20 protein-coding genes are annotated in these 19,004 nt (G+C 68.4%); 12 read left to right on the top strand and 8 right to left on the bottom strand.

Annotation, left to right across the window (positions count from 1 at the left end; translation table 11 throughout):
* Positions 1-67 precede the first annotated feature (67 nt).
* Positions 68-1,738, top strand: coding sequence for an AMP-binding protein (locus EDD41_RS02570; RefSeq protein ID WP_170165206.1), 1,671 nt, complete (start codon positions 68-70; stop codon positions 1,736-1,738).
* Here the strand turns inward: EDD41_RS02570 and trpB are convergent.
* Positions 1,621-2,826: a tryptophan synthase subunit beta gene (gene trpB, locus EDD41_RS02565; RefSeq protein ID WP_123576815.1), complete on the bottom strand. Its 1,206-nt coding sequence runs from the start codon at positions 2,824-2,826 to the stop codon at positions 1,621-1,623. The genes EDD41_RS02570 and trpB overlap by 118 nt on opposite strands.
* A 164-nt stretch (positions 2,827-2,990) precedes the next feature.
* The gene (locus tag EDD41_RS02560) at positions 2,991-3,191 is read right to left on the bottom strand and encodes a hypothetical protein (RefSeq protein WP_094765148.1); all 201 of its coding nucleotides are present in this window, start codon (positions 3,189-3,191) and stop codon (positions 2,991-2,993) included.
* Positions 3,192-3,430: 239 nt separating this feature from the next.
* On the opposite strand from EDD41_RS02560, the gene EDD41_RS02555 reads away from it, so the two are divergent.
* Positions 3,431-5,557: a hypothetical protein gene (locus EDD41_RS02555; RefSeq protein WP_123574837.1), complete on the top strand. Its 2,127-nt coding sequence runs from the start codon at positions 3,431-3,433 to the stop codon at positions 5,555-5,557.
* 29 nt (positions 5,558-5,586) lie between these two features.
* Here the strand turns inward: EDD41_RS02555 and EDD41_RS02550 are convergent, their stop codons facing one another.
* Positions 5,587-6,549: an SPFH domain-containing protein gene (locus tag EDD41_RS02550; protein ID WP_170165205.1), complete on the bottom strand. Its 963-nt coding sequence runs from the start codon at positions 6,547-6,549 to the stop codon at positions 5,587-5,589.
* Between the two features lie 72 nt (positions 6,550-6,621).
* Between EDD41_RS02550 and EDD41_RS02545 the strand changes: the two genes are divergently transcribed.
* Positions 6,622-7,161: an SRPBCC domain-containing protein gene (locus tag EDD41_RS02545; RefSeq protein ID WP_094765151.1), complete on the top strand. Its 540-nt coding sequence runs from the start codon at positions 6,622-6,624 to the stop codon at positions 7,159-7,161.
* Between the two features lie 9 nt (positions 7,162-7,170).
* Here the strand turns inward: EDD41_RS02545 and EDD41_RS02540 are convergent, their stop codons facing one another.
* Complete coding sequence (locus tag EDD41_RS02540) at positions 7,171-7,839, bottom strand: TetR/AcrR family transcriptional regulator (protein ID WP_170165204.1); 669 nt, start codon at positions 7,837-7,839, stop codon at positions 7,171-7,173.
* Between the two features lie 233 nt (positions 7,840-8,072).
* Here EDD41_RS02540 and EDD41_RS02535 point away from each other — a divergent pair, with 233 nt between their 5' ends.
* Genes EDD41_RS02535 through metW form a run of 3 tightly spaced genes read left to right on the top strand, consistent with a single transcriptional unit; the run spans position 8,073 to position 11,169 of the window.
* Complete coding sequence (locus EDD41_RS02535; RefSeq protein ID WP_094765153.1) at positions 8,073-9,374, top strand: O-acetylhomoserine aminocarboxypropyltransferase/cysteine synthase family protein; 1,302 nt, start codon at positions 8,073-8,075, stop codon at positions 9,372-9,374.
* Positions 9,371-10,546, top strand: a complete 1,176-nt coding sequence (gene metX, locus EDD41_RS02530) for a homoserine O-acetyltransferase MetX (RefSeq protein ID WP_094765154.1) — start codon at positions 9,371-9,373, stop codon at positions 10,544-10,546. Before EDD41_RS02535 ends, metX begins: the two co-directional genes overlap by 4 nt.
* A complete protein-coding gene (gene metW, locus EDD41_RS02525; RefSeq protein ID WP_094765155.1) occupies positions 10,543-11,169 on the top strand; it encodes a methionine biosynthesis protein MetW in 627 nt (208 codons plus the stop codon). Before metX ends, metW begins: the two co-directional genes overlap by 4 nt.
* On the opposite strand, the gene EDD41_RS02520 is transcribed toward metW, so the two are convergent.
* Complete coding sequence (locus EDD41_RS02520) at positions 11,159-12,115, bottom strand: 5'-3' exonuclease (protein WP_123574835.1); 957 nt, start codon at positions 12,113-12,115, stop codon at positions 11,159-11,161. The two genes, metW and EDD41_RS02520, sit on opposite strands and share 11 nt — an antisense overlap.
* Positions 12,116-12,158: 43 nt before the next feature.
* On the opposite strand from EDD41_RS02520, the gene EDD41_RS02515 reads away from it, so the two are divergent.
* Genes EDD41_RS02515 through EDD41_RS02500 form a run of 4 tightly spaced genes read left to right on the top strand, consistent with a single transcriptional unit; the run spans position 12,159 to position 15,614 of the window.
* A complete protein-coding gene (locus EDD41_RS02515; RefSeq protein WP_094765174.1) occupies positions 12,159-12,611 on the top strand; it encodes an Lrp/AsnC family transcriptional regulator in 453 nt (150 codons plus the stop codon).
* On the top strand, positions 12,595-14,202 hold the full coding sequence (lnt, locus tag EDD41_RS02510) for an apolipoprotein N-acyltransferase (protein WP_094765157.1): 1,608 nt from the start codon (positions 12,595-12,597) through the stop codon (positions 14,200-14,202). The genes EDD41_RS02515 and lnt overlap by 17 nt, the downstream gene beginning before the upstream one ends.
* 51 nt (positions 14,203-14,253) lie before the next feature.
* Entirely contained in the window at positions 14,254-15,081 is an 828-nt protein-coding gene (locus EDD41_RS02505; protein WP_094765158.1) for a polyprenol monophosphomannose synthase, read from the top strand.
* A gap of 2 nt (positions 15,082-15,083) precedes the next feature.
* Positions 15,084-15,614 (top strand): FxsA family protein, encoded by a 531-nt coding sequence (locus tag EDD41_RS02500; RefSeq protein ID WP_245995509.1) that lies wholly within the window; start codon positions 15,084-15,086, stop codon positions 15,612-15,614.
* 66 nt (positions 15,615-15,680) lie between these two features.
* Here the strand turns inward: EDD41_RS02500 and EDD41_RS02495 are convergent, their stop codons facing one another.
* The 3 genes from EDD41_RS02495 to EDD41_RS02485 all read right to left on the bottom strand — a co-directional run bounded on the left by EDD41_RS02495 (position 15,681) and on the right by EDD41_RS02485 (position 17,497).
* On the bottom strand, positions 15,681-16,013 hold the full coding sequence (locus EDD41_RS02495) for an RNA polymerase-binding protein RbpA (RefSeq protein ID WP_094765160.1): 333 nt from the start codon (positions 16,011-16,013) through the stop codon (positions 15,681-15,683).
* Between the two features lie 118 nt (positions 16,014-16,131).
* Positions 16,132-16,935: a glycerophosphodiester phosphodiesterase family protein gene (locus EDD41_RS02490; protein WP_123574834.1), complete on the bottom strand. Its 804-nt coding sequence runs from the start codon at positions 16,933-16,935 to the stop codon at positions 16,132-16,134.
* 31 nt (positions 16,936-16,966) lie between these two features.
* Positions 16,967-17,497, bottom strand: a complete 531-nt coding sequence (locus EDD41_RS02485; protein ID WP_170165203.1) for a PGPGW domain-containing protein — start codon at positions 17,495-17,497, stop codon at positions 16,967-16,969.
* A 117-nt stretch (positions 17,498-17,614) separates the two neighbouring features.
* Between EDD41_RS02485 and pdxY the strand changes: the two genes are divergently transcribed.
* Positions 17,615-18,469, top strand: coding sequence for a pyridoxal kinase PdxY (gene pdxY, locus EDD41_RS02480; protein WP_245995508.1), 855 nt, complete (start codon positions 17,615-17,617; stop codon positions 18,467-18,469).
* Positions 18,469-18,996 carry a 2'-5' RNA ligase family protein gene (locus EDD41_RS02475; protein ID WP_123574833.1) on the top strand — a complete coding sequence of 176 codons (528 nt, stop codon included), beginning with the start codon at positions 18,469-18,471 and terminating at the stop codon, positions 18,994-18,996. Before pdxY ends, EDD41_RS02475 begins: the two co-directional genes overlap by 1 nt.
* The last annotated feature ends 8 nt before the right edge of the window (positions 18,997-19,004 follow it).

The raw sequence follows: 19,004 nt of genomic DNA, 5'->3' as shown, positions 1-19,004 counted from the left end.
CCCGAGACGACGAGAGGCGAAGACCGTGCACTACCGAGGGCCATGGCCTGACATCGACATCCCGGACGTGACCCTCTATGACCTGATCTTCGGCGGCATGGGCCCGGCGGAGGGCGACGGCATCGCCATCGACCACACCGAGACCGGACAGCTCCTCACCCTGGCCCAGGTGAAGGCCGGCGTCGACGCCGTCGCGAGCTGGCTGGCCGCACAGGAACTCCGTGAGGGCGCGGTGTGCGCCATCGCCCTGGCCAACTGCCCCGAGTACGCCATGGCCTTCCACGGCATCCTGCGGGCGGGCTGCGTCGTGAGCCCGGTGAACACGGCCGCCTCGGCACACGAGGTGGCACGTCAGCTGTCCATCACCGGGGCGAGGCTGGTCATCACGAGCGCGGACCTGGCCGGCACGGTGACCCGGGCGATGGATCTTGCCGGACTGCCCGCGGACAATGTCGTGGTCGTCGGGGCATGCCCCGACGGACTGCTGGCCTGGGACGAGGTGCTCAGGACTCCCGTGGCGCTCCCGACGCCGACGATCACCCCCGCCACCGACGTCGCCTGCCTGCCCGTCTCGTCGGGAACCTCGGGGCTGCCGAAGGCCGTGATGCTCAGTCACCGCAATCTGGTGGCCAATGTGCTGCAGTTCTCGTCGGCGCTGCCGAGCATGGGCGATGACAATTCCATCGTGGCCTTCCTGCCCTTCAGTCACATCTATGCGTTGACCACGACGATGAACTACGGCCTGCTGCGGCGCTTCCCGCTCTACACGATGAGCGCCTTCCAGGCCCACCTCTTCCTGGACATCGTCGCAACCCGACGGCCGACGATCATCTTCGTCGTGCCGCCCGTGGCCACCTTCATGTCCCGCAACCACGCCATCGACTCGGTCGACTGGGGCTCGGTGCGTCTGGTCTTCTCCGGCGCGGCGCCGCTGGACCAACCGGTCGGTGAGGCCATCGAACGACGCCTGGGGACCCGTGTGCTGCAGGGATACGGCATGACCGAGCTGTCGCCGGTGACCCATGTGCTGCCGATGGAACGCCAGGATCTGGAGCTCAGCTCCATCGGGCAGGCCGTCGCGAACACCACCTTCCGCGTGGTGGACCCGGCCACCGGCCACGACGTGTCGGCGGCCGCGCCGGGTACCTGGTCCGAGCCGGGTGAGCTGTGGGTGAGTGGCCCGCAGGCCATGCTGGGATACCTGGGGGAGCAGGACGCCACCGCCGCCGTCCGGGATGCCGAGGGCTGGGTGCACACCGGAGACCTGGTGCAGGTGGACCACGAGGGCACCACGCGCGTGGTGGACAGGATCAAGGAACTCATCAAGCGTCGCGGCTTCCAGGTGCCGCCGGCGGAGCTGGAGAGCCACCTGCTGGCTCATCCCGACGTGCTGGCCGCGGCGGTCCTGGGGATTGGTCAGTCCAGCGGAGACCAGGTGCCCCATGCCCTGCTGGTCCTTCGTGAGGGAGCAGATCCGCAGGCGGCGCCTCGGGAGGTGCTGCACTGGGTCAACGAGCAGGTTGCCCAGTACAAGCACCTCGGGGGTGCCACCGTGGTCCACCAGATCCCCTTGTCGGCCTCCGGGAAGATCCTGCGCCGCCAACTGCCCGAGGTGCTGGCTCAGGCGCGGGCGGCGAGCACCTCCGCCACATGGTCGACGTCCTTGTCACCGCGCCCGGACAGGTTCACCACGATGGCGGCTTCCTCACCCAGCTCCCGGGCCAGCTCCATGCCGTAGGCCACGGCATGCGAGCTCTCCAGCGCAGGGATGATCCCCTCGACCCGGGTGAGCGTGGTGAAGGCGTCGAGCGTCTGCTCATCGGTCACCGCGACATAGCGTGCCCGCCCGGACTCGTTCAGGAAGACGTGCTGCGGCCCCACGCCGGGGTAGTCCAGGCCCGAGGCAATGGAATGCACCGCGGCGGGTTCGCCATTCGCGTCCTGCAGGACGCGAGTGGCCATGCCGTGCAGGATTCCCGGGGTGCCCTTGCTCATCGTCGCGGCATGCCGGCCGGTCTCCAGTCCCTCACCAGCGGGCTCGACGCCGTAGAGCGCAACCTCTGGATCCTCCAGGAAGCCCGAGAACAGCCCCATCGCATTGGAACCGCCCCCGACACAGGCCACGGCCGCGTCCGGGAGACGCTCCTCGGCGGCCAGGAACTGGGCTCGTGCCTCCCGGCCCACCACGGACTGGAAGTCCCGCACCATCGACGGGTAGGGGTGCGGCCCGACGACCGAGCCGATGGCGAACAGGTACTGGTCCGCATTGGCCGCATAGACCTCGAAGGCAGAGTCGACGGCCTCCTTGAGTGAGGCGCCTCCCGTGGTGACGCTGACCACCTTGGCACCGAGCAGTTCCATCCGCACCACATTGGGGTGCTGCTTGGCGACGTCGATCGCTCCCATGTGGATCTCGCACTCCAGCCCCAGCAGGGCGGCCGCTGTCGCCAGCGCGACGCCGTGCTGGCCGGCGCCCGTCTCGGCGATCACCTTGCTCTTGCCCATCCGTCGGGCCAGCAGGCCCTCGCCCAGGCAGTGGTTGATCTTGTGGCTCCCGGTGTGGTTCAGGTCCTCGCGCTTGAGGTAGATCCGTGCGCCACCGACGTGCTCGGTGAGCCGGTCGGCGCGGTAGAGGAGCGAGGGGCGGCCGACGTACTTGGCCAGCAGCACCTGGTACTCGTCCATGAAGGCCGGGTCCTGTCGGGCCGACTCGTAGGCCGCTGCAACCTCGGCCATCGGTGCTTCCAGATGGGGTGGCAGGTGCGAGCCACCATAGGGGCCGAACCGGCCGGGCTGCTGGGGATCGGTGGCATTGCTGGTGGTCATCATGTCTCCTCGTGGGTTCTCTCCACCCGTCGGGACATGGAAGAAGCCGCCCCGAACGGGCGGCTTGGTGCGTCAGTGCATCAGGGGGCCGCCCTCAGGCGGGCCACCAGCAGCGCGTGACGTTGTCCATGGCGAAGAAGCTAGCACCGTGTCCCTTGCCGTGGTCAGCTGACGCCCGCATCGTGGACGCCTGCATCGTGGGCGTCGGCAAAGAGGGCGTCCTGGTCCTCGGCGTCCTCGTCCCGTGCCTGGTGCGCCTCGAAGTTCAAGGCGTCGGCCGGCGGCCGGTGCTGGTAGCAGTAGGGGTTCCCGACGCGGCGGCAGCGCAGGCCGCTCTGCGTGATTCCTTCGCACAGATCATCCACCGGCCACAGGCTAGCGCCTGGCCGAAGCGAACGCTCACGGCCTGGTGACAGGGGGTGGTCCCGTAAGGGCCAGGGCGAGTTGTCGCCCGGTCGAAACTGTGTCTAGCATCTGAGCAGTGGAATCCGCGGTTGGGAGGCGGGACTCGCCCTCCCACGCGCCGCGGTGCTCCGTTCTCAACGGACGCACGGGTCGGGGGACGCGCGCCATGCACCCCACACACCCGAAGGATTTCCCCCACATGATCCACATTCCCTGCCTTGGCCTTCCCCTGCCCGCACGCACCCCACGGCGCTCCCGGGCCCTCACCCTCGCTGCCCTGACCGGACTGGTGCTGCCACTGGGCATCTCCCCGGCTTCCGCGGCCACGAGCTTCCGGCTCGACGGCCCGACCATCGACGCTGATCAGGAAGGCCGCGGCATCGCGCTGCGGATCAACCCCGCGTCGGGTACCCAGCTCGACTGCGACAGCCTCTCCCTGCAGGCCGTGGAGGCCGGGGGAGCGAATGACCTGGCCATCGACTGGCAGGCCTCCGGCTGCTGGAGCGGCGGCGCCAACCTGGTCACCACCATCCCTGCTGGACTCGCGTCCGGCCGGGTCCGGATCACCGGGCAGTCGGACGGTCACGCCCCCTCTGGAACGGCGAGCATCGACGGTACCGAGGTCCAGGCGCTGGTCGGCGCCCAGGGCGCGGAGGCGAGCACGCAAGAGCTGGCCGGTTCCTTCGGCTGGGTCGTTCCCGGGACCATCCCCCAGGGTGCCTCGGGCCGCCTGTCGATGCGTGTCATCCCCACCCGTGGCGCGAGTCTGGACTGTGACAGCGTCAGCCTGGAGGTCCAGGACGAGTCCGGCCGCTGGCAGGCCATGGCCGTGGACCGCGGCGCCTCAGGATGCTGGAGCGGAGGAGCCCACATCGTCAGCTCGGTGGCCGACCGGCACGCCGGGCGGCCGGTCCGTCTGCGAGGAACCGCCGTGCGCACCTCATCGGCCCAGCCGGTGATGGTTGCTTCGCTGGAGGTCGCCGGGCGCTCCCAGCGTGTGGGCGTCAAGACCGTGAGCTCCGCGGACATCGAGCTCACGCCGGCTCCCAGCGCGGAGGCCAGCGCTCCCGTCAGCCAGGCCCCCGCAGCCCAGAATCCCGCTCCGCAGGGGCCCGGGACCACACCCACTCGGCCCGCGGGATCGGTCACCGGCCTGGACCTGCCCCGCATTCCCTGGGAAGGCGGCGCGGACTACTACCGGGCATTCCCGGATGCCGAGCGTGCCGGGTGGACGGACCCCGCCCACTTCCCGATCAGCGTCTGGTGGGGAGGTGCCAGCACCGATGCCGAGGTGCAGTACGACAAGTCCTTGGGCATCAACACCTATGCCGTCACCAGCCCGGAGATGGACTCCAGCCTGTTCGCCCGCAACAAGGTCAGCTACATCGGCAGCGGAACGCGCAACCAGTCGCGCAATGACTCCGCCTGGGCCGGCGACTACCTTGACGACGAGGTCGACGGGCGATTCGAGGCGGCGCAAGGGCTCGGTCACCTGCAGAACCTGGCCAACCAGCTGCCCGACCACCGCAAGGTCCGCTACGCGAACTTCACCGGCATGGTCATCTCCTGGCACAAGAACAATGCCCGCTGGGACACGGCCGCCACGGACTACACCAGCCGCTTCACCGACGTGATGAGCCTCGACACCTACTGGTACTCCAGCAACCAGTGCGACTGGGAGAACCCCAATGGCTTCGCGTACCAGGTGCCCTTCGCCAAGAAGAACTGCCGAACCGGGCAGAACTACGGCCGCAGCGTGCAGTCCCTGCGCTGGCGCGACGCCCAGGACGGGAGGCTCCAGCCGGTGTGGAACTTCATCGAGAACGTCGATGTCACCGTCGACGGCACCAGCCACCACGACGTGACCGCGGCCCAGATCAAGGCCGCGGCCATCAGTTCGATCATCCACGAGGCCCGCGGACTGGTCTGGTTCAACCAGTCCTTCGGTGGCCGGTGCAGCACGGGCAATGCCGTGCGGGACTCCCAGCGCAAGGACTACCCGTGCCGTGACCAGGTCCTCGCGATGGGTGAGGTCAACAACCTGGTCCTGTCCCTGGCGCCCGTGCTCAACACGCAGTCCTACGAGTGGGACTTCGGCGACGGGCTGGACACGATGTTGAAGTTCCACGACGGTGCCGCGCACATCTTCGCGATGAGCGATGACCTGACGGCGCCGGGACGGCGCACCTTCAGGGTGCCGCCCGAGCTGCGCGGACGCACCGTCGAGGTGGTGGGGGAGAACCGGACCATCACCCCGGCGGCGGACGGCACCTTCAGCGACGACTTCGCGACGGTGGACAGCTACCGCGTCTACCGGATCGGCTGAGGCGGCGGGAAGTCATCTCCCGGGCGAGGTCACTTCTTCGGTGCGGTTGCGGTCGTCGGGGTCGAGTTGACGATCACACCGCCGGTGCCGGAGCTGGCGGGCCAGCAGCTGAACCCGACGGGGATCTGCTGGCCCTTCTGCACCATCTCCGTCATCTGGTCCATGCACTTGCTGACCAGCACGTTCGGATCCTTGCTGACCGAGGCCGCGAGCTCCTTGTTGGCGGCTGCCTCGGCGGCCGCCGTCTTCTTGCGCTGTTCGGCAATGCGGGTATTGCCCACCTCGGTCTGGTAGGCGTCGATGCGGCTCTGGGTCTGCGGGTCGAAGTCCACCTTGGGGATGATCACCGAGTCGATCACGAGCCGGTCACCGATCTTCTTCTCCAGCCGCTGCTTCACCTGCACGGCAACCTCGTCGAGGCTCTTGGCGTCGCCGGTGGCGGTGGCCAGCGGGTTGTAGTCCTTGAAGGCCTCGTTCAGGGCGGCGGACAGCTCCTGTTCCTGGAGGGCGGGGCCAATCCGCTCGAAGGTCTTGTGGTCACGGTAGAGGCGGTCGGCCGCATCCGACTTGATCCGCCAGCGCACCGCATTCTGCACATAGGCGACCGACTGGTTGCCCAGCCGGATCTCCGTGCGGTTCTCCCCCAGGTTGTCATCGATCTGCACCGTGCCGTCCATCTTCACGACGCGCTCCCAGGGGGCCTTGACGTGCAGGCCGTTCTGCAGCGTCCCGACGGGACGGCCGAAGGCGACCCGGATGCCCACCTGCTGGGTGGGGACCAGGGTGGCGCAGGAGGCAGCCAGGGCCAGCACGCCCCCGGCCAGGGCCACCGCACCGAGTGTCCGGGCTGCGCCACGGGGCGCTGGCCCCGTGGTGGTACGTCCGCCCTTGCCCTTTCCCGGTTGGATGACGGTGGGGGTGGAGGACAGTCCGCGGGCGGAGAACAGGGCGATCATCCCGACGACGATCAGGGCGGTGGCAAGCAGGAACATGACTCTCACGGTAGGGCCAGGCGGGGTCATTGGTTCGGCGTGACGCGCCGGTGGATGTGGTGGAATGGCTCCATGAATGACCCGCAGCTCACCGAGGATGCCCTCGCCAGTCTCACCCCGGCTCGTTTCCACCTGGGGGCCTTGACCCTCACCCGTCGCCTTCCGGTGGCGCAGGACGAGGCGTGGGCCCACCTGACCCGCCCGGAGCTGCTGGCGCGGTGGTCACCGGTGGTCCCTGACCGCGAGCTGGATGGCCCCGGTCCCGCCGCCAGCCGCGAGAATCCCGGCGATGACCCGGTGGATGCCACGGTCGGGGAGTCGCGTGCGCCATGGTTCCTGGAGCATGCGTGGGGCCCGGAGCACCTGACCTGGCAGCTGGCCCCGTCGGGGGAGGCCACGCAGGTCAACCTGGTGCACGAACTGTCGGACCCGCGCCAGGTGGCCGACATGGCCGCAGGCTGGCACCTGTGCCTGACGGTGCTTGATTCACTGCTGGCCGGTCGCGACGTGCAACGCTGCGTCGGTGAGGACGCACTGGCCAATGGCTGGGAGGCGCTGCGCGATCGGTACGCGCAACTCTTCGAGGGCGACACTGTGGCGGGGCAGGGCTGAGCGAGAGTCTCAGACCTGCAGCCCGGAGATGGCGCTCATCAGCACCTCGTGGACGGACTCCAGCGGCAGGCTGGGGTTGTAGGCGCGTCGGTCAAGGGCGGCAACCACCAGTGCCCCCAGCAACGGCGTGGTCACATTGCGCAGGTTGCCGCTGGTCATCGGCTTTGACCCGACCACCCGGGCGCGGTCCTCGGCCAGTTCCTCCATGATCTCCAGCAAGGGCTGCATCAAGACCTCCCGAGCGGCGGCCAGTGAGTCGGACCACGGGCGCTGCAGGCGGAAGAGCTCGGTGACGATGATCTGCGCCGGAGCGGGGGCGGAGTCCGCGGCGCGCAGCACGGTGATGGTGCCCTCGCTCAAGGCCTCCCAGCCGCGCCGACCCTGCCGGGCCATCTCGATCTGGTCGGCGATGGCGGCGGCGAACTCACTGATCAGGTGTTCGAACAGGTCCGCCTTGTTCTTGTAGTTGTAGAAGATGGTGCCCTTGCTGACCCCGGCCGACTTGGCGATCTGGTCCATCGAGGTCCCGGTGTACCCCTGCTCGGCGAAGAGTTCGCTGGCGGCCTGGATGATGCGTCGGCGCGTCTCCACCTTGCGAGCGCTGCGGCCGTCAACCCTGCCCCGGGCCGTGAGTGGAAGGTCGGTGCCGCCCGCCCCAAACCCATTGCGGATCTTCACGCTGTCGTCCTCCCGAGTTGGCGGGCGCTGAGCCCAGATCGCCGCATCTCCATGCTGTGCAAGAAATCCTAGCGGCTGAGATGGTTCATGTGGGCAACTGTGCCCGCTGGTCAAGCACATCAACCCAGTGGTCCAAATTGCCGCATTTCCCACATGATGGCAGGAATCCCGCTCCACCGGACAGGATGACTAGCCTGAGGTTGACTGTCCGTAGCCAGCATGAGGAGCACGCGATGAGCCAGACCCCGGAGACCCGCCGGATCGAGACCCTTGCGGTCCATGCCGGGCAGGAGCAGGCGGACCCGGCCACGCACGCCAGGGCCGTGCCGGTGTACCAGACGGCCGCCTTCACCTTCGACAGCACCGAGCATGCGCGCAGCCTGTTCTCCCTGGAGCAGCCGGGCAACATCTACTCGCGCATCATGAACCCCACCACCCAAGTGTTGGAGGAGCGGGTCAATGCACTTGAGGGCGGTGTCGGGGCCCTGGCCACCGCCACGGGTGCCGCAGCCGTCACCTATGCTGTGCTGAACCTGGCGGGCGCCGGGGACAACATCGTCGCCACCTCCGCGCTCTACGGCGGCACCTTTGCCCTGTTCGCGCACACCCTGCCGCAGTTCGGCATCGAGACCCGCTTCGTGGACACCCACGATCCGTCGGCCCTGGCCGGGGTGGTCGACGAGCGCACCAAGCTCGTCTTCTGCGAGTCAATGGGCAATCCCAGCCTGATGGTGGCCGATCTCGACGCATGGAGCGAGGCCGCGCACGCCCAGGGCCTGCCGCTGGTGGTGGACAACACGGTGCCCAGCCCGCACCTGTGCCGACCCATCGAGCACGGGGCGGATGTGGTGGTCCACTCGGCCACGAAGTACCTGGCCGGGCACGGCACCGCGTTGGCGGGCGTGATCGTTGACTCCGGACACTTCGACTGGGTCGCCAATGCGGATCGTTTCCCCAACATGACCAGCCCGGACCACGCCTACCACGAGACGGTCTGGACGGATGTGGCCGGTCCGGCCGCCTACGTCACCCGGGCACGCACCGTGCTGCTGCGAAATACCGGCGCGACGCTGGCGCCGATGAGCGCCTGGCTGGTCCTGCAGGGCATCGAGACCCTGCACCTGCGCATGGAGCGGCACAGCCAGAATGCGCTGGCCATTGCCCATCACCTGGCGGACCACCCCGACGTGGCCTGGGTCAACTACCCGGGCCTGGAGGCCAATGACCAGCACGAGGTGGCCTCCCGGGTGCTGACCGGCAGGGGCTACGGCGGCATCGTCAGCTTCGGCCTGAAGGCGGGACGTGAGGCAGGGGCTCGCTTCGTCGACTCCCTGCAGCTGTTCAGCCACCTGGCCAATATCGGCGACACCAAGAGCCTGGTCATCCACAATGCCACCACCACCCACTCCCAGCTGACCGCAGAGGAATTGGAGGCCGCCGGCGTTCCGGCGGAGATGGTGCGCCTGAGCGTGGGCATCGAGCACGTCGATGACCTCGTGGCGGACCTGGACCAGGCCCTGGCGGCCATCCGATGACCGAGGGTGACATTGCCTCCCACCCGCTGGGCATCGTCCAGACACAGTCCGTCGAGCTCTTCACCGAGCGGCCACTGGTGCTGGCCAATGGGGAGAGCCTGGGCCCCATCACAGTCGCCTACGAGACCTATGGAGAGCTGAACGAGGCCCGCGACAACGGCGTCTACATCTGCCACGCCCTGACGGGGGATGCCCATGCCGCCGGCTGGCATGGGGGAGACAAGCATCCCGGCTGGTGGGACAACCTGATCGGACCCGGCAAGCCCGTCGACACCCGCAAGTGGTTCGTGGTCTGCAGCAACCTGCTGGGCGGCTGCCAGGGCACCACTGGACCCTCCTCCACCAATCCGGCCACCGGGGACCCCTGGGGCCTGGACTTCCCGCTGCTGGACATCAGCGACTTCGTCGAGGTCCATCGCGAGCTGGCCCGTCACCTCGACGTGCGACGTTGGCATGCCGTGGTGGGCGGGTCGATGGGTGGCATGCAGGCCCTCGACTGGTCCATGCGCTACCCGCAGGACATGTGCAATGCGGCGGTGATCGCCTCCACCAGCCGCCTCACGGCCCAGAACATCGCCTTCTCCGCCGTGGGCCGCGAGGCCATCATGCGCGACGAGTCCTTCCACGACGGACACTTCGCGGTGCGCGGAGAGAATCCCGACGTCGGGCTGACGATCGCCCGCATGATGGCGCACATCACCTACACCAGCGAGGAGGGCTTCGACGAGAAGTTCGGCCGACGCCCCCAGTACGGCGCCAGCAACCGGGGCTTCGGTGTGGACTTCGCGGTCGAGAGCTATCTGGAGCACCAGGGGGAGGCCTTCCTGAGCCGCTTCGACGCCCTGAGCTATCTCTACCTGACGCGCGTGATGGACTACTTCGACCCCTTCGGTCGTGACGATGCCCTGGACCTTGTCCGGCAACACCCGGTCAGCTACCTGGTGGCCAGTTTCGACACGGACTGGCGGTTCAGCACGGAACACTCACGCCGCCTGGTCCGCCAGCTGGAGGGAGCCGGGCTGCCGGTGACCTTCCGGGACTTCCGCTCGCCCTGGGGCCACGACTCCTTCCTGCTCGAGGTTCCGGCCTACCACGAGACGGTGCGGGCCTTCCTCGAGTGCGAGTCGGCCACCCATCCGCACGCCCATTCCATGCGGGAGGCATCACGATGAACCCACGCAATGATGCCGGGGTGCACAGCCGCGGCCTGCGCCCGGACCTGGAGCTGGTGGCCGAGCTGGTGCCGCACGGTTCCCGGGTGCTCGACCTCGGCTGCGGTGGGGGAGAACTGCTCGACGTGCTGGCCCGCACCCGTGACTGCTCCGGCACCGGGGTGGAGCGGGACCCGGACGAGGTGCTGCGCGCCATCTGGCGTGGCGTGCCCCTGATCGAACTGGACCTGGACACGGAGTTGGGGATGTTCGGCGACGACTCCTACGACGTCGTGGTGCTCAGCCGTACGCTGCAGGCGGTTCGTCGCCCGGACCAGGTGCTGGCCCAGATGGCCCGCATAGCACCCCGGATGGTGGTCTCGGTGCCGAACTTCGGGTTGTGGCGCCACCGGCTACGCCTGTTGACCGGTCACATGCCGCGCAGCAAGGACCTGCCCTTCACCTGGTACGACAGTCCGAACCTGCACTTCACCACGCTGACGGACCTCGAAGGGCTCTTCGACACGATGGGTCTGAGGGTGGAACAGCGGATCGCCCTCGACGAGTCGGGACATCGCGGACGCGCGGGCGGACGGATGGCCAACCTGATGGCCGGCGCCGGGCTCTACGTTCTCACTCGCTGATCGACAGGGCCGTGAGGATCCTTTCCAGCGAGCCGCCCAGTCCCCACCGAGCGTCGAGCGTGGCCAGACGTGCCCGGTCGATCCGGTCACGGTCCACCAGCAGGCGTCCGTCGGCCAGTTCCGGCAGCGGCAGGTCGGGGACCACGCGCACCACCTCCCGCGCGGCGGCGAGGTAGTCGACGGCGCCGGCCAGCTTGCTGCGCACCGACGGGCTCATGGCCGATGAGGGATCGGACGCCGCGGTGAGCATCCCCTCCAGATCTGAGAACCGGTCGACGAGTTGGGCGGCAGACTTGTCGCCGATCCCCTTCACCCCCGGGAGTCCGTCGGAGGGGTCGCCTCGCAGCACGGCGAAGTCCACATAGGCGCTGGCGGGCACGCCGTACTTGGCCATCACCCACGCGGAATCCACCAGGTCATGCTTTGCGACGCCCTTGCCGATGTAGATGATGCGGGTGCTCTCGTCGGCCAGCTGGAAGAGGTCCCGGTCCCCGGTGACGGCCAGTGTCCGGCCCTCGTGCTGATGACACAGCGAACCGATCACGTCGTCGGCCTCGTAGCCGTCGCGGCCGATGACGGCGATGCCCAGCGCGTGGAGCACCTCGCGGATCACCGGAACCTGGTGGGTCAGGCCATCGGGTGACTCCTCGGAAAGGCCCCCTGTGGCGGCCAAGGCACCGGCTCCCACCACCGACGGCCCCGCAGCAGGGGTCTCCCCGGCGACCCGATGAGTCTTGTAACTGGGGAGCAGGTCGACGCGCCATGCGGGACGCCAGTCATTGTCCCAGGCGCAGGCCAGCGCGTCGGGCCGGTACTGGGTGACCAACCGGGCCATGGCGTCGAGCAGGCCACGGACGGCGTTGACCGGTTCGCCGTGCGGCGACTGCATGCTCGACGGCAGGCCGTAGAAGGCCCTGAAGTACATCGAAGCTGTGTCAAAAATCATGAGCTGGCATGGTTCCACCCCGAAATAGTGTCACCATGTGGCCATGGAAAGCACAGATCAGCAGATCTTGGCGCTCTTGGCGCGGGACGGACGGATGTCCTATACCGACATCGGCCGTGAGACGGGTCTGTCCACCTCTGCGGCGCAGCAGCGGGTGCGACGCCTGGAACAGCGAGGCGTGATTGCCGGATACCACGCGAGCATCGATGCCGAGTCCTTGGGGCGAAACCTCACGGCCTTCATCTCGATCCGTCCGCTGGACCCGGAGACCGACGAGGCCACCCCGGGCAAGTTGGAGGGCATGACGGAGATCACGTCGTGCTTCTCCGTGGCCGGCGATGCCTCCTACCTGCTGGAGGTCCAGGTGGGCACGCCGTCCGAGCTGGACGCCCTGCTGACCCGGATCCGCACCACGGCCAATGTGACGACGGTCACGACTGTGGTGCTGACGACGATCTTCAAGGACCGGCCGATGCTCGATGCACCGCGGAGCTGAACGACTGACGGCCCTCGGGCTCGGTGCGCTGGCGGGCACGGCCTGGCAGCCGCTGGCCTGGTGGCCGGCGATCTTCGTGGCGCTCGCCGGCTTCGGCTGGTTGGTCCTCAACCCCCGAGCAGCGCGCGCCGACGATCCCCGAGCGGCACACTCTCACGATCCCCGAGCCCGTCGAGGGGTCCGGGGCGCCGTCGCCCTGGGCTGGCTCTTCGGTCTGGGTCTGGGACTGGTCAGCCTGTCGTGGGTCCACGTGATCGGTTGGTATGTCGTGCCGCCGCTGCTGGCGCTGATGGCATGCTGGCAGGCCCTGGTAGCCGCGTGCCTGGTGGCCTCCCACAGGATCACCGGGAACCCGCTGCTGCTGGCCGTGATGGCCGCGTGCGCCTGGTCCCTGAGCGAGTTCGGTGCCGGGCGACTGCCCTTCGGTGGCTTCGCTTGGATGCGCTTGGCGTGGACCCAGGTGGACTCCCCCCTGGCAGGGTGGCTCCCGCTGATCGGCGCCGGGGGACTGTCCTTCGTGGTGGCCCTGGTCTCCCATCTCGTGGCGGTCGTGGTCACGTCGCTTCGCTCCTCGCGGGCGACGTCACTGACGGCGCTCCTGGCGGCCGCGGCCCTGGCCATCGGAGGCCCCATCGCGGCCCGTGTGGTGCCCGTGCCGGATGGCGACGACGGTGTTGTGAACATCGGCATGGTCCAGGGCAATGTCGACGGTTCTCCCGGCCCCAATGCCATGGGCTATGCCCGCAGCGTCACCGACAACCACGTGAGCCAGACGGTCACCCTGATGGCTCGCTCGCGCGCCGGTCTGGACCCGATGCCGGACTTCGTGCTGTGGCCGGAGAACGCCACGGACATCGATCCGACGAAGGATGACCAGACGCACGCCCTGGTCCAGCGGGCGAGCCGCATCGCGGGCCTGCCAATCCTGGTGGGCGCCGTGATGGATGGCCCGGGCCTCGACGAGCGACAGACCAGCGCCCTGTGGTGGACCACGGAGGGCACCATCGCGGCCCGCTATGACAAGCGCAACCTCGTGCCCTTCGGGGAGTGGATCCCGCTGCGCGCCCAGCTCCTGCCCGTGCTTCCGGTGCTGCGGGAGGTGGGCGCCCAGTCCATCCCCGGCACGACGCCGGGGGTGCTGCACGTGACCCTGCCCGATGGGCGGCCGCTGGCCGTGGGCGATGTGGTCTGCTTCGAGCTGGCCTGGGACCGGACGGTGCGCGAGACGGTCACCCATGGTGCCCAGGTCCTGGTGGTCCAGTCGAACAACGGCACCTACACCGGCACCGGTCAGCCTCGGCAACAGTTCGCGATCACACGTGCCCGTGCCATGGAGCTGCGCCGCGACATCGTCGTCGCCACCACCAACTCGCTCTCGGCGCGGGTGCACCCCGACGGCCGGGTGAGCGGTCTCACCCGGGAGGCGACGGCCGATGCGCGTACCTTCACCGTGCCCGTGGCGCAGGGCACCACCCCGGCCGTGGTCGCCGGCCCCTTGATCGAGCGTGCGGCCTCCCTTCTCGCTGTCCTGGGCCTTGTCGTGGGCGTTCTGGCGGGTCGCTCCCGGGTCGGTGACGCGGGCCGTCGCTAAACTGGTCTGACCGGTACACGGAGTCCCGGCAACCAACCCGATGGGGGAGTCATGGTGGATCGCAGCGAGCCGACCGACAAGGTCCTGGTCATCATCCCGACGTACAACGAGGCCGAGAACATCGAGCCGATCGTCACACGGCTTCGCACGTCAGTTCCGGATGCCCACGTCCTCGTGGCCGATGACAACTCGCCCGACGGCACCGGTGACATCGCCGACCGGCTGCACAACGCGGATCCGGAGCACATCCACGTCATGCACCGCAAGGGAAAGCAGGGCCTGGGCGCCGCCTACCTGGCCGGCTTCCACTGGGGCCTGGACCACGGCTACAACGTGCTCGTCGAACACGACGCCGACGGCTCCCACCAGCCCGAGCAGCTGCCCGCGATCCTCGAGGCACTCGAGGATGCGGACATGGTAAAGGGATCGCGCTATGTCAAGGGCGGCTCCGTGGTGAACTGGCCCGCCAGTCGCCTGCTGATCAGCCGCGGCGGCTCCTTGTGGACCCGGATGTGCACCGGGATGAATGTCAAGGACATCACCGGTGGTTTCAACGCCTTCCGCGCCTCCACCCTGCGCGCCATCGACCTCGACGAGATCGCCAGCGCGGGCTACTGTTTCCAGCTGGATCTGGCCTGGCGGGTCGCCAAGGCGGGGCTGAAGATCGTCGAGGTCCCGATCGAGTTCATCGAGCGTGAGCGCGGTGAGTCCAAGATGAGCAAGGACATCGTCACCGAGGCCCTGATCCGCACCACGCTGTGGGGTGCCGAGTTCCGCGCCCAGCAGGCCAAGGGTCTTGCCGTGAAGGGTCTGGAGAAGGCGGCTCCGGTGATCAAGCAGGCCAAGCAGAAGGCAGACAAGGCCAGGAAGGACGCCTGAGCATGGCTGCGCCACGCCGCAATGGATGGGCCATGCCGTTGTTCATGGCCCTGTTGGTGGCGGTCCCGATCATCGAGGTCTGGATCCTGCTCCGGGTTGGCCACGCGATCGGTGGGCTCCCCACCGTCGCCATCCTGGTCGCAGAGGCGGCCGTCGGCGCGTGGCTGATGAAGCGGGAGGGCAGCCGTGCCTGGCAGGCCCTGCGAGCCACGCTCGGCACGGGTCGAATGCCCGCCACCGAGCTGACTGACGCGGCGCTCGTGCTGGTGGGCGGCGTTCTGCTGATGCTTCCCGGCTTCCTGACCGATGTCTTCGGTTTCTTCTTCCTGCTGCCCTTCACCCGGCCGCTTGCGCGCCGTCTGGTGGAGGTCTTCGCCGCACGGCAGGTACAGCGCGCGGGGGTGGACATGGACCTGATGCGGGCCCGCACCTCGGACATGACGATTGACGGTGAGGTGGTCCAGGGCGAGACGGTGATGGAACCTCCCTCCGATGGTCAGGATCCGCCGGCGATCACCGGCCGCGTGCTCTGAGATCCCGAACATGACGGGAGCCCGGACCATCTGGTCCGGGCTCCCGTCATGTGTCCGCGGGGGGTGTCACTGGTCCTTGCGGAGCAGTTCCAGGCGTTCCTCCAGCAGGACCTCGAGTTCCTTGATGCTGCGGCGCTCCCGCAACATGTCCCAGTGCGTACGCACGGGCTTGGTGACCTTCTCCGCGGGCTTGGTGCCATCGGAGCGCAGGCTGTTGGCGCCGCACCGGGGGCATTCCCACTCGCCCGGAAGGTCGGCCTCCATCGCAAAGGTCACCTCGAAGTGGTGCTCATTGGCGCAGTCGAACCCGATGGTCTGACGTGCAGCGAATTCGATGCCGTCCTCGTCCTCGAAGCTCTTGGCTCCCAGACCCATGCCTCGCAGTGCCCGATCTGCCATGATCTCTCCTCCTTGTTGCCCCCGACGTGCCGGTCCTTGCGCGTCCCCCAGCCCTACGGGGGTCCATACACCTGCACAACGAGCCGGTTGTGTGCTTTGTTCCCTGCTCGTGGTGCCGTCACAGGGCCTCGGGAGGCGTCTGATGCCACAGACCACGCTCCTGCAGCACCTGCTTGAGCACGTCGATGGCATCGGACACGATTCCGTCGACCCCCAGGTCGATCAGTTCGTGCATCTGTGCGGCGTCATCGACCGTCCACACATGGACCACCTTGCCACGTCTGTGGGCCGCGTCAAGCAGCCACGGGGTGAGCAGGCGGATCCGGCGGCCGCTGACGGTGTGCTCGACGGGCATCTGCAGGGCGACGCCGGGGCTGGCGAGCAGGCGGGGGAGGACCGGCACTCGAGCGGTCCACGCGACGCCCGCAGGGCCCACTGCGGTCGGCACCTGCGGCCCCGCCAGGCGTCGGAAACGCCTCAGTCGTTCCTGGCCGAAGGAGCCGACACAGACCCTGTCCTCGGCCCGGTGGGCACGCAGGCACTCGACCAGCGGTTCCACGGCGTCGGCCGCCTTGATGTCGATGTTGATCCGGGCCGAAGGAAAGCTCTCCAGGACCTCGTCCAGGGTGGGGATATGGTCCATCCCTCCGATCCGCGCGGCGCGGACCTCTTGGAAGGAGCAGGCTGCGATGGCCCCCGTGGAGTCTGTGACGCGGTCCAGGAGGGAGTCGTGGAAGGCCAGCAGGTGACCGTCGCGAGTGGCATGGACGTCGGTCTCCAGGTGTGTGTAGCCCAGCGCGATGGCATTGCCGAAGGCGTGCAGCGTGTTCTCTCGCCCACGGTTAGCCGACAGCCCGGCGCCACCCCGGTGCGCGAGGGCGGTGAAGGGCTGCTCGAAGTAGGCGTAGTCGCTGGCGTGCATGACGTCGAGAGTAGTGCTCGAGGGGCGGAGTTCAGCGTTCGATGCCGGGGAGCCGGTCCAGCTGGGCGGCGGCGCCTGCGGGCATCCAGCTGGGGATTCCGTGCCACACGGCAAGCCCGTACCAGGTGCAGATGGCGGCCACGAGACAGCCGACGTAGAACAGGTGCCGGGTGCGGTCCGGCCAGCCCAGGAACCAGTCGAAGGCGCGGCGGAACCAGAGCATCACGCGGTGGGCCCAGGTGAACTCGCTCGACCACACGACCAGGCCCAACATGAACAGGGGGATCCCGCCCGGCCCGGGGAGCCATCCGGTCAGGGCGGCTCCGACCATCATGAGGGCTCCAACCAGGGCCACTCCGAGCCGGTACCAGAAGTAGGCCAGGGGGTTGGCACGCACCCGTGCACGCCATGCCCAGCGCTCCCGGGGCCACTGGTCGTCGCGCTCGCGGAGGTCGTGCAGATCCGAGCCCAGGTCCACCGGATTGGCTTCTCCGGGAGCACCTGCGGGCAGGGGGCTCTCGAGGGTCTGGTCACCTGTTCGGCGGCGTGGTGCGGGCGGCATGCCAAGATCCTGCCAGACCTTCGAGGCGCCCCCAACCGACCAGGGTCCCGTTCTGGTGTCCGCCCCAGGTAGGAGTCGTTGGCGAGTCCGGATGCCCGGTCGTGGCAGAATCGCGCGGTGACCACCATCATGTCGATCCAGTCCCATGTCGCCTACGGCTATGTCGGGAACTCCGCCGCCGTCTTCCCTCTGCAGCGGCTCGGGGTGGAGGTCTGGCCGGTGCTCACGGTGAACTTCAGCAACCACACCGGGTACGGCGCCTGGCGTGGTCCCCTGATCGAGGCGGAACAGGTGTCTGAGGTGGTGCAGGGGATCCGGGACAGGGGAGTGCTGGGCCGAGCCGATGCCCTGCTGTCCGGCTTCCAGGGCAGCGCGGACATGGGGCAGGTCATCCTTTCCGCCGCAGTGGCACTTCGGGAGGAGAATCCTGGGGCCCTCTACTGCTGCGATCCCGTGATGGGCGACGTGGACACCGGTTTCTACTGCCTGCCCGGGATTCCGGAGTTCATGCGCGATGAAGTGGTTCCGCGGGCGGACGTGCTCACTCCCAATCTGTTCGAATTGGAATTCCTGGTGGGGCGTGAGGTGCACACGATCTGCGACGTGATGGAGGCCGCACAGCAGCTGCGCAGGCAGGGGCCGAAGACGGTGCTGGTCACCTCGGTGCGGCTGCCCGACGGCCGTGACGACGCCATGCGAATGATCGCGGTCACCGAGGAGGGGGCCTGGCAGGTGGAGACGCCCCGAATCGACGGCTACTTCACCGGGACGGGGGACATCACCAGCGCCCTCTTCCTGGCCAAGATCCTTGAGGGGCTGCCGGTTGGCGTCGCCCTGGAGCAGACCGCGTCGGTGGTGTACTCGGTGCTGCGGGCCACGGCAGACTTGGGGCGCAGTGAACTGGCTCTGGTGCAGGCCCAGGACCATGTGGTGGCGCCCGGCTGGAGCTTCCGGGCAACGAAGATCGGCTGATGCCCCAGTGGCCGGGGCATGCGGTGCTGCAGGTACCGGTGCCGGAGCTGGAGGACTTCGTCAGGGAACGCACCGCGCACTACGACACCGGATTCCTGGGCGCATCGGAGGTGCCGGGGCAGTGCCACGTCCATGCGCACGTCACCGCGCTGGGGCCCTTCCTTTCACCTCCCGATGTCCGCATCGTGCGAGGGATCGCGGCCCGAACGGCCGCCTTCGGACACACCCTGAGCCGGATTGAGGTCTTCCCGGATGGCATCATCCACGCCGTCCCGGAGCCCAAGGCACCCTTTCGGGCGCTCACCGCGGCGCTGCGCGAGGCCTTCCCCGAGGTGATTCCCTATGGCGGGCTGCACGAGGTCAACCCCCACGTGACACTCGATGCCGTCGGTCCGGGCGTCGACGTCGAGTGGGTTCGGGAATGCTTGAGCCGGGTGCTGCCCTGCTCGTCTCGTGCCGAGGCGCTGGACCTCGTCTGGTACGAACAGGGGAACACCCGGCTCATGGAGCGTTTCGCCCTGGCGTGATGGCCCGG

Source organism: Luteococcus japonicus, from assembly GCF_003752415.1.
Taxonomy (GTDB): domain Bacteria; phylum Actinomycetota; class Actinomycetes; order Propionibacteriales; family Propionibacteriaceae; genus Luteococcus; species Luteococcus japonicus.
Note: the sequence above shows the minus strand (reverse complement) of the source record. Positions and strands in the feature narration are given on the sequence as shown.

Excerpts from the sequence above, each read along its gene's own strand:
- trpB (WP_123576815.1), bottom strand. The coding sequence starts at position 2,826 with ATGACCACCAGCAATGCCACCGATCCCCAGCAGCCCGGCCGGTTCGGC.
- EDD41_RS02555 (WP_123574837.1), top strand. The coding sequence starts at position 3,431 with ATGATCCACATTCCCTGCCTTGGCCTTCCCCTGCCCGCACGCACCCCA.
- EDD41_RS02550 (WP_170165205.1), bottom strand. The coding sequence starts at position 6,549 with ATGTTCCTGCTTGCCACCGCCCTGATCGTCGTCGGGATGATCGCCCTG.
- EDD41_RS02545 (WP_094765151.1), top strand. The coding sequence starts at position 6,622 with ATGAATGACCCGCAGCTCACCGAGGATGCCCTCGCCAGTCTCACCCCG.
- EDD41_RS02535 (WP_094765153.1), top strand. The coding sequence starts at position 8,073 with ATGAGCCAGACCCCGGAGACCCGCCGGATCGAGACCCTTGCGGTCCAT.
- metX (WP_094765154.1), top strand. The coding sequence starts at position 9,371 with ATGACCGAGGGTGACATTGCCTCCCACCCGCTGGGCATCGTCCAGACA.
- metW (WP_094765155.1), top strand. The coding sequence starts at position 10,543 with ATGAACCCACGCAATGATGCCGGGGTGCACAGCCGCGGCCTGCGCCCG.
- EDD41_RS02520 (WP_123574835.1), bottom strand. The coding sequence starts at position 12,115 with ATGATTTTTGACACAGCTTCGATGTACTTCAGGGCCTTCTACGGCCTG.
- EDD41_RS02515 (WP_094765174.1), top strand. The coding sequence starts at position 12,159 with ATGGAAAGCACAGATCAGCAGATCTTGGCGCTCTTGGCGCGGGACGGA.
- lnt (WP_094765157.1), top strand. The coding sequence starts at position 12,595 with ATGCACCGCGGAGCTGAACGACTGACGGCCCTCGGGCTCGGTGCGCTG.
- EDD41_RS02505 (WP_094765158.1), top strand. The coding sequence starts at position 14,254 with ATGGTGGATCGCAGCGAGCCGACCGACAAGGTCCTGGTCATCATCCCG.
- EDD41_RS02500 (WP_245995509.1), top strand. The coding sequence starts at position 15,084 with ATGGCTGCGCCACGCCGCAATGGATGGGCCATGCCGTTGTTCATGGCC.
- EDD41_RS02495 (WP_094765160.1), bottom strand. The coding sequence starts at position 16,013 with ATGGCAGATCGGGCACTGCGAGGCATGGGTCTGGGAGCCAAGAGCTTC.
- EDD41_RS02490 (WP_123574834.1), bottom strand. The coding sequence starts at position 16,935 with ATGCACGCCAGCGACTACGCCTACTTCGAGCAGCCCTTCACCGCCCTC.
- EDD41_RS02485 (WP_170165203.1), bottom strand. The coding sequence starts at position 17,497 with ATGCCGCCCGCACCACGCCGCCGAACAGGTGACCAGACCCTCGAGAGC.
- EDD41_RS02475 (WP_123574833.1), top strand. The coding sequence starts at position 18,469 with ATGCCCCAGTGGCCGGGGCATGCGGTGCTGCAGGTACCGGTGCCGGAG.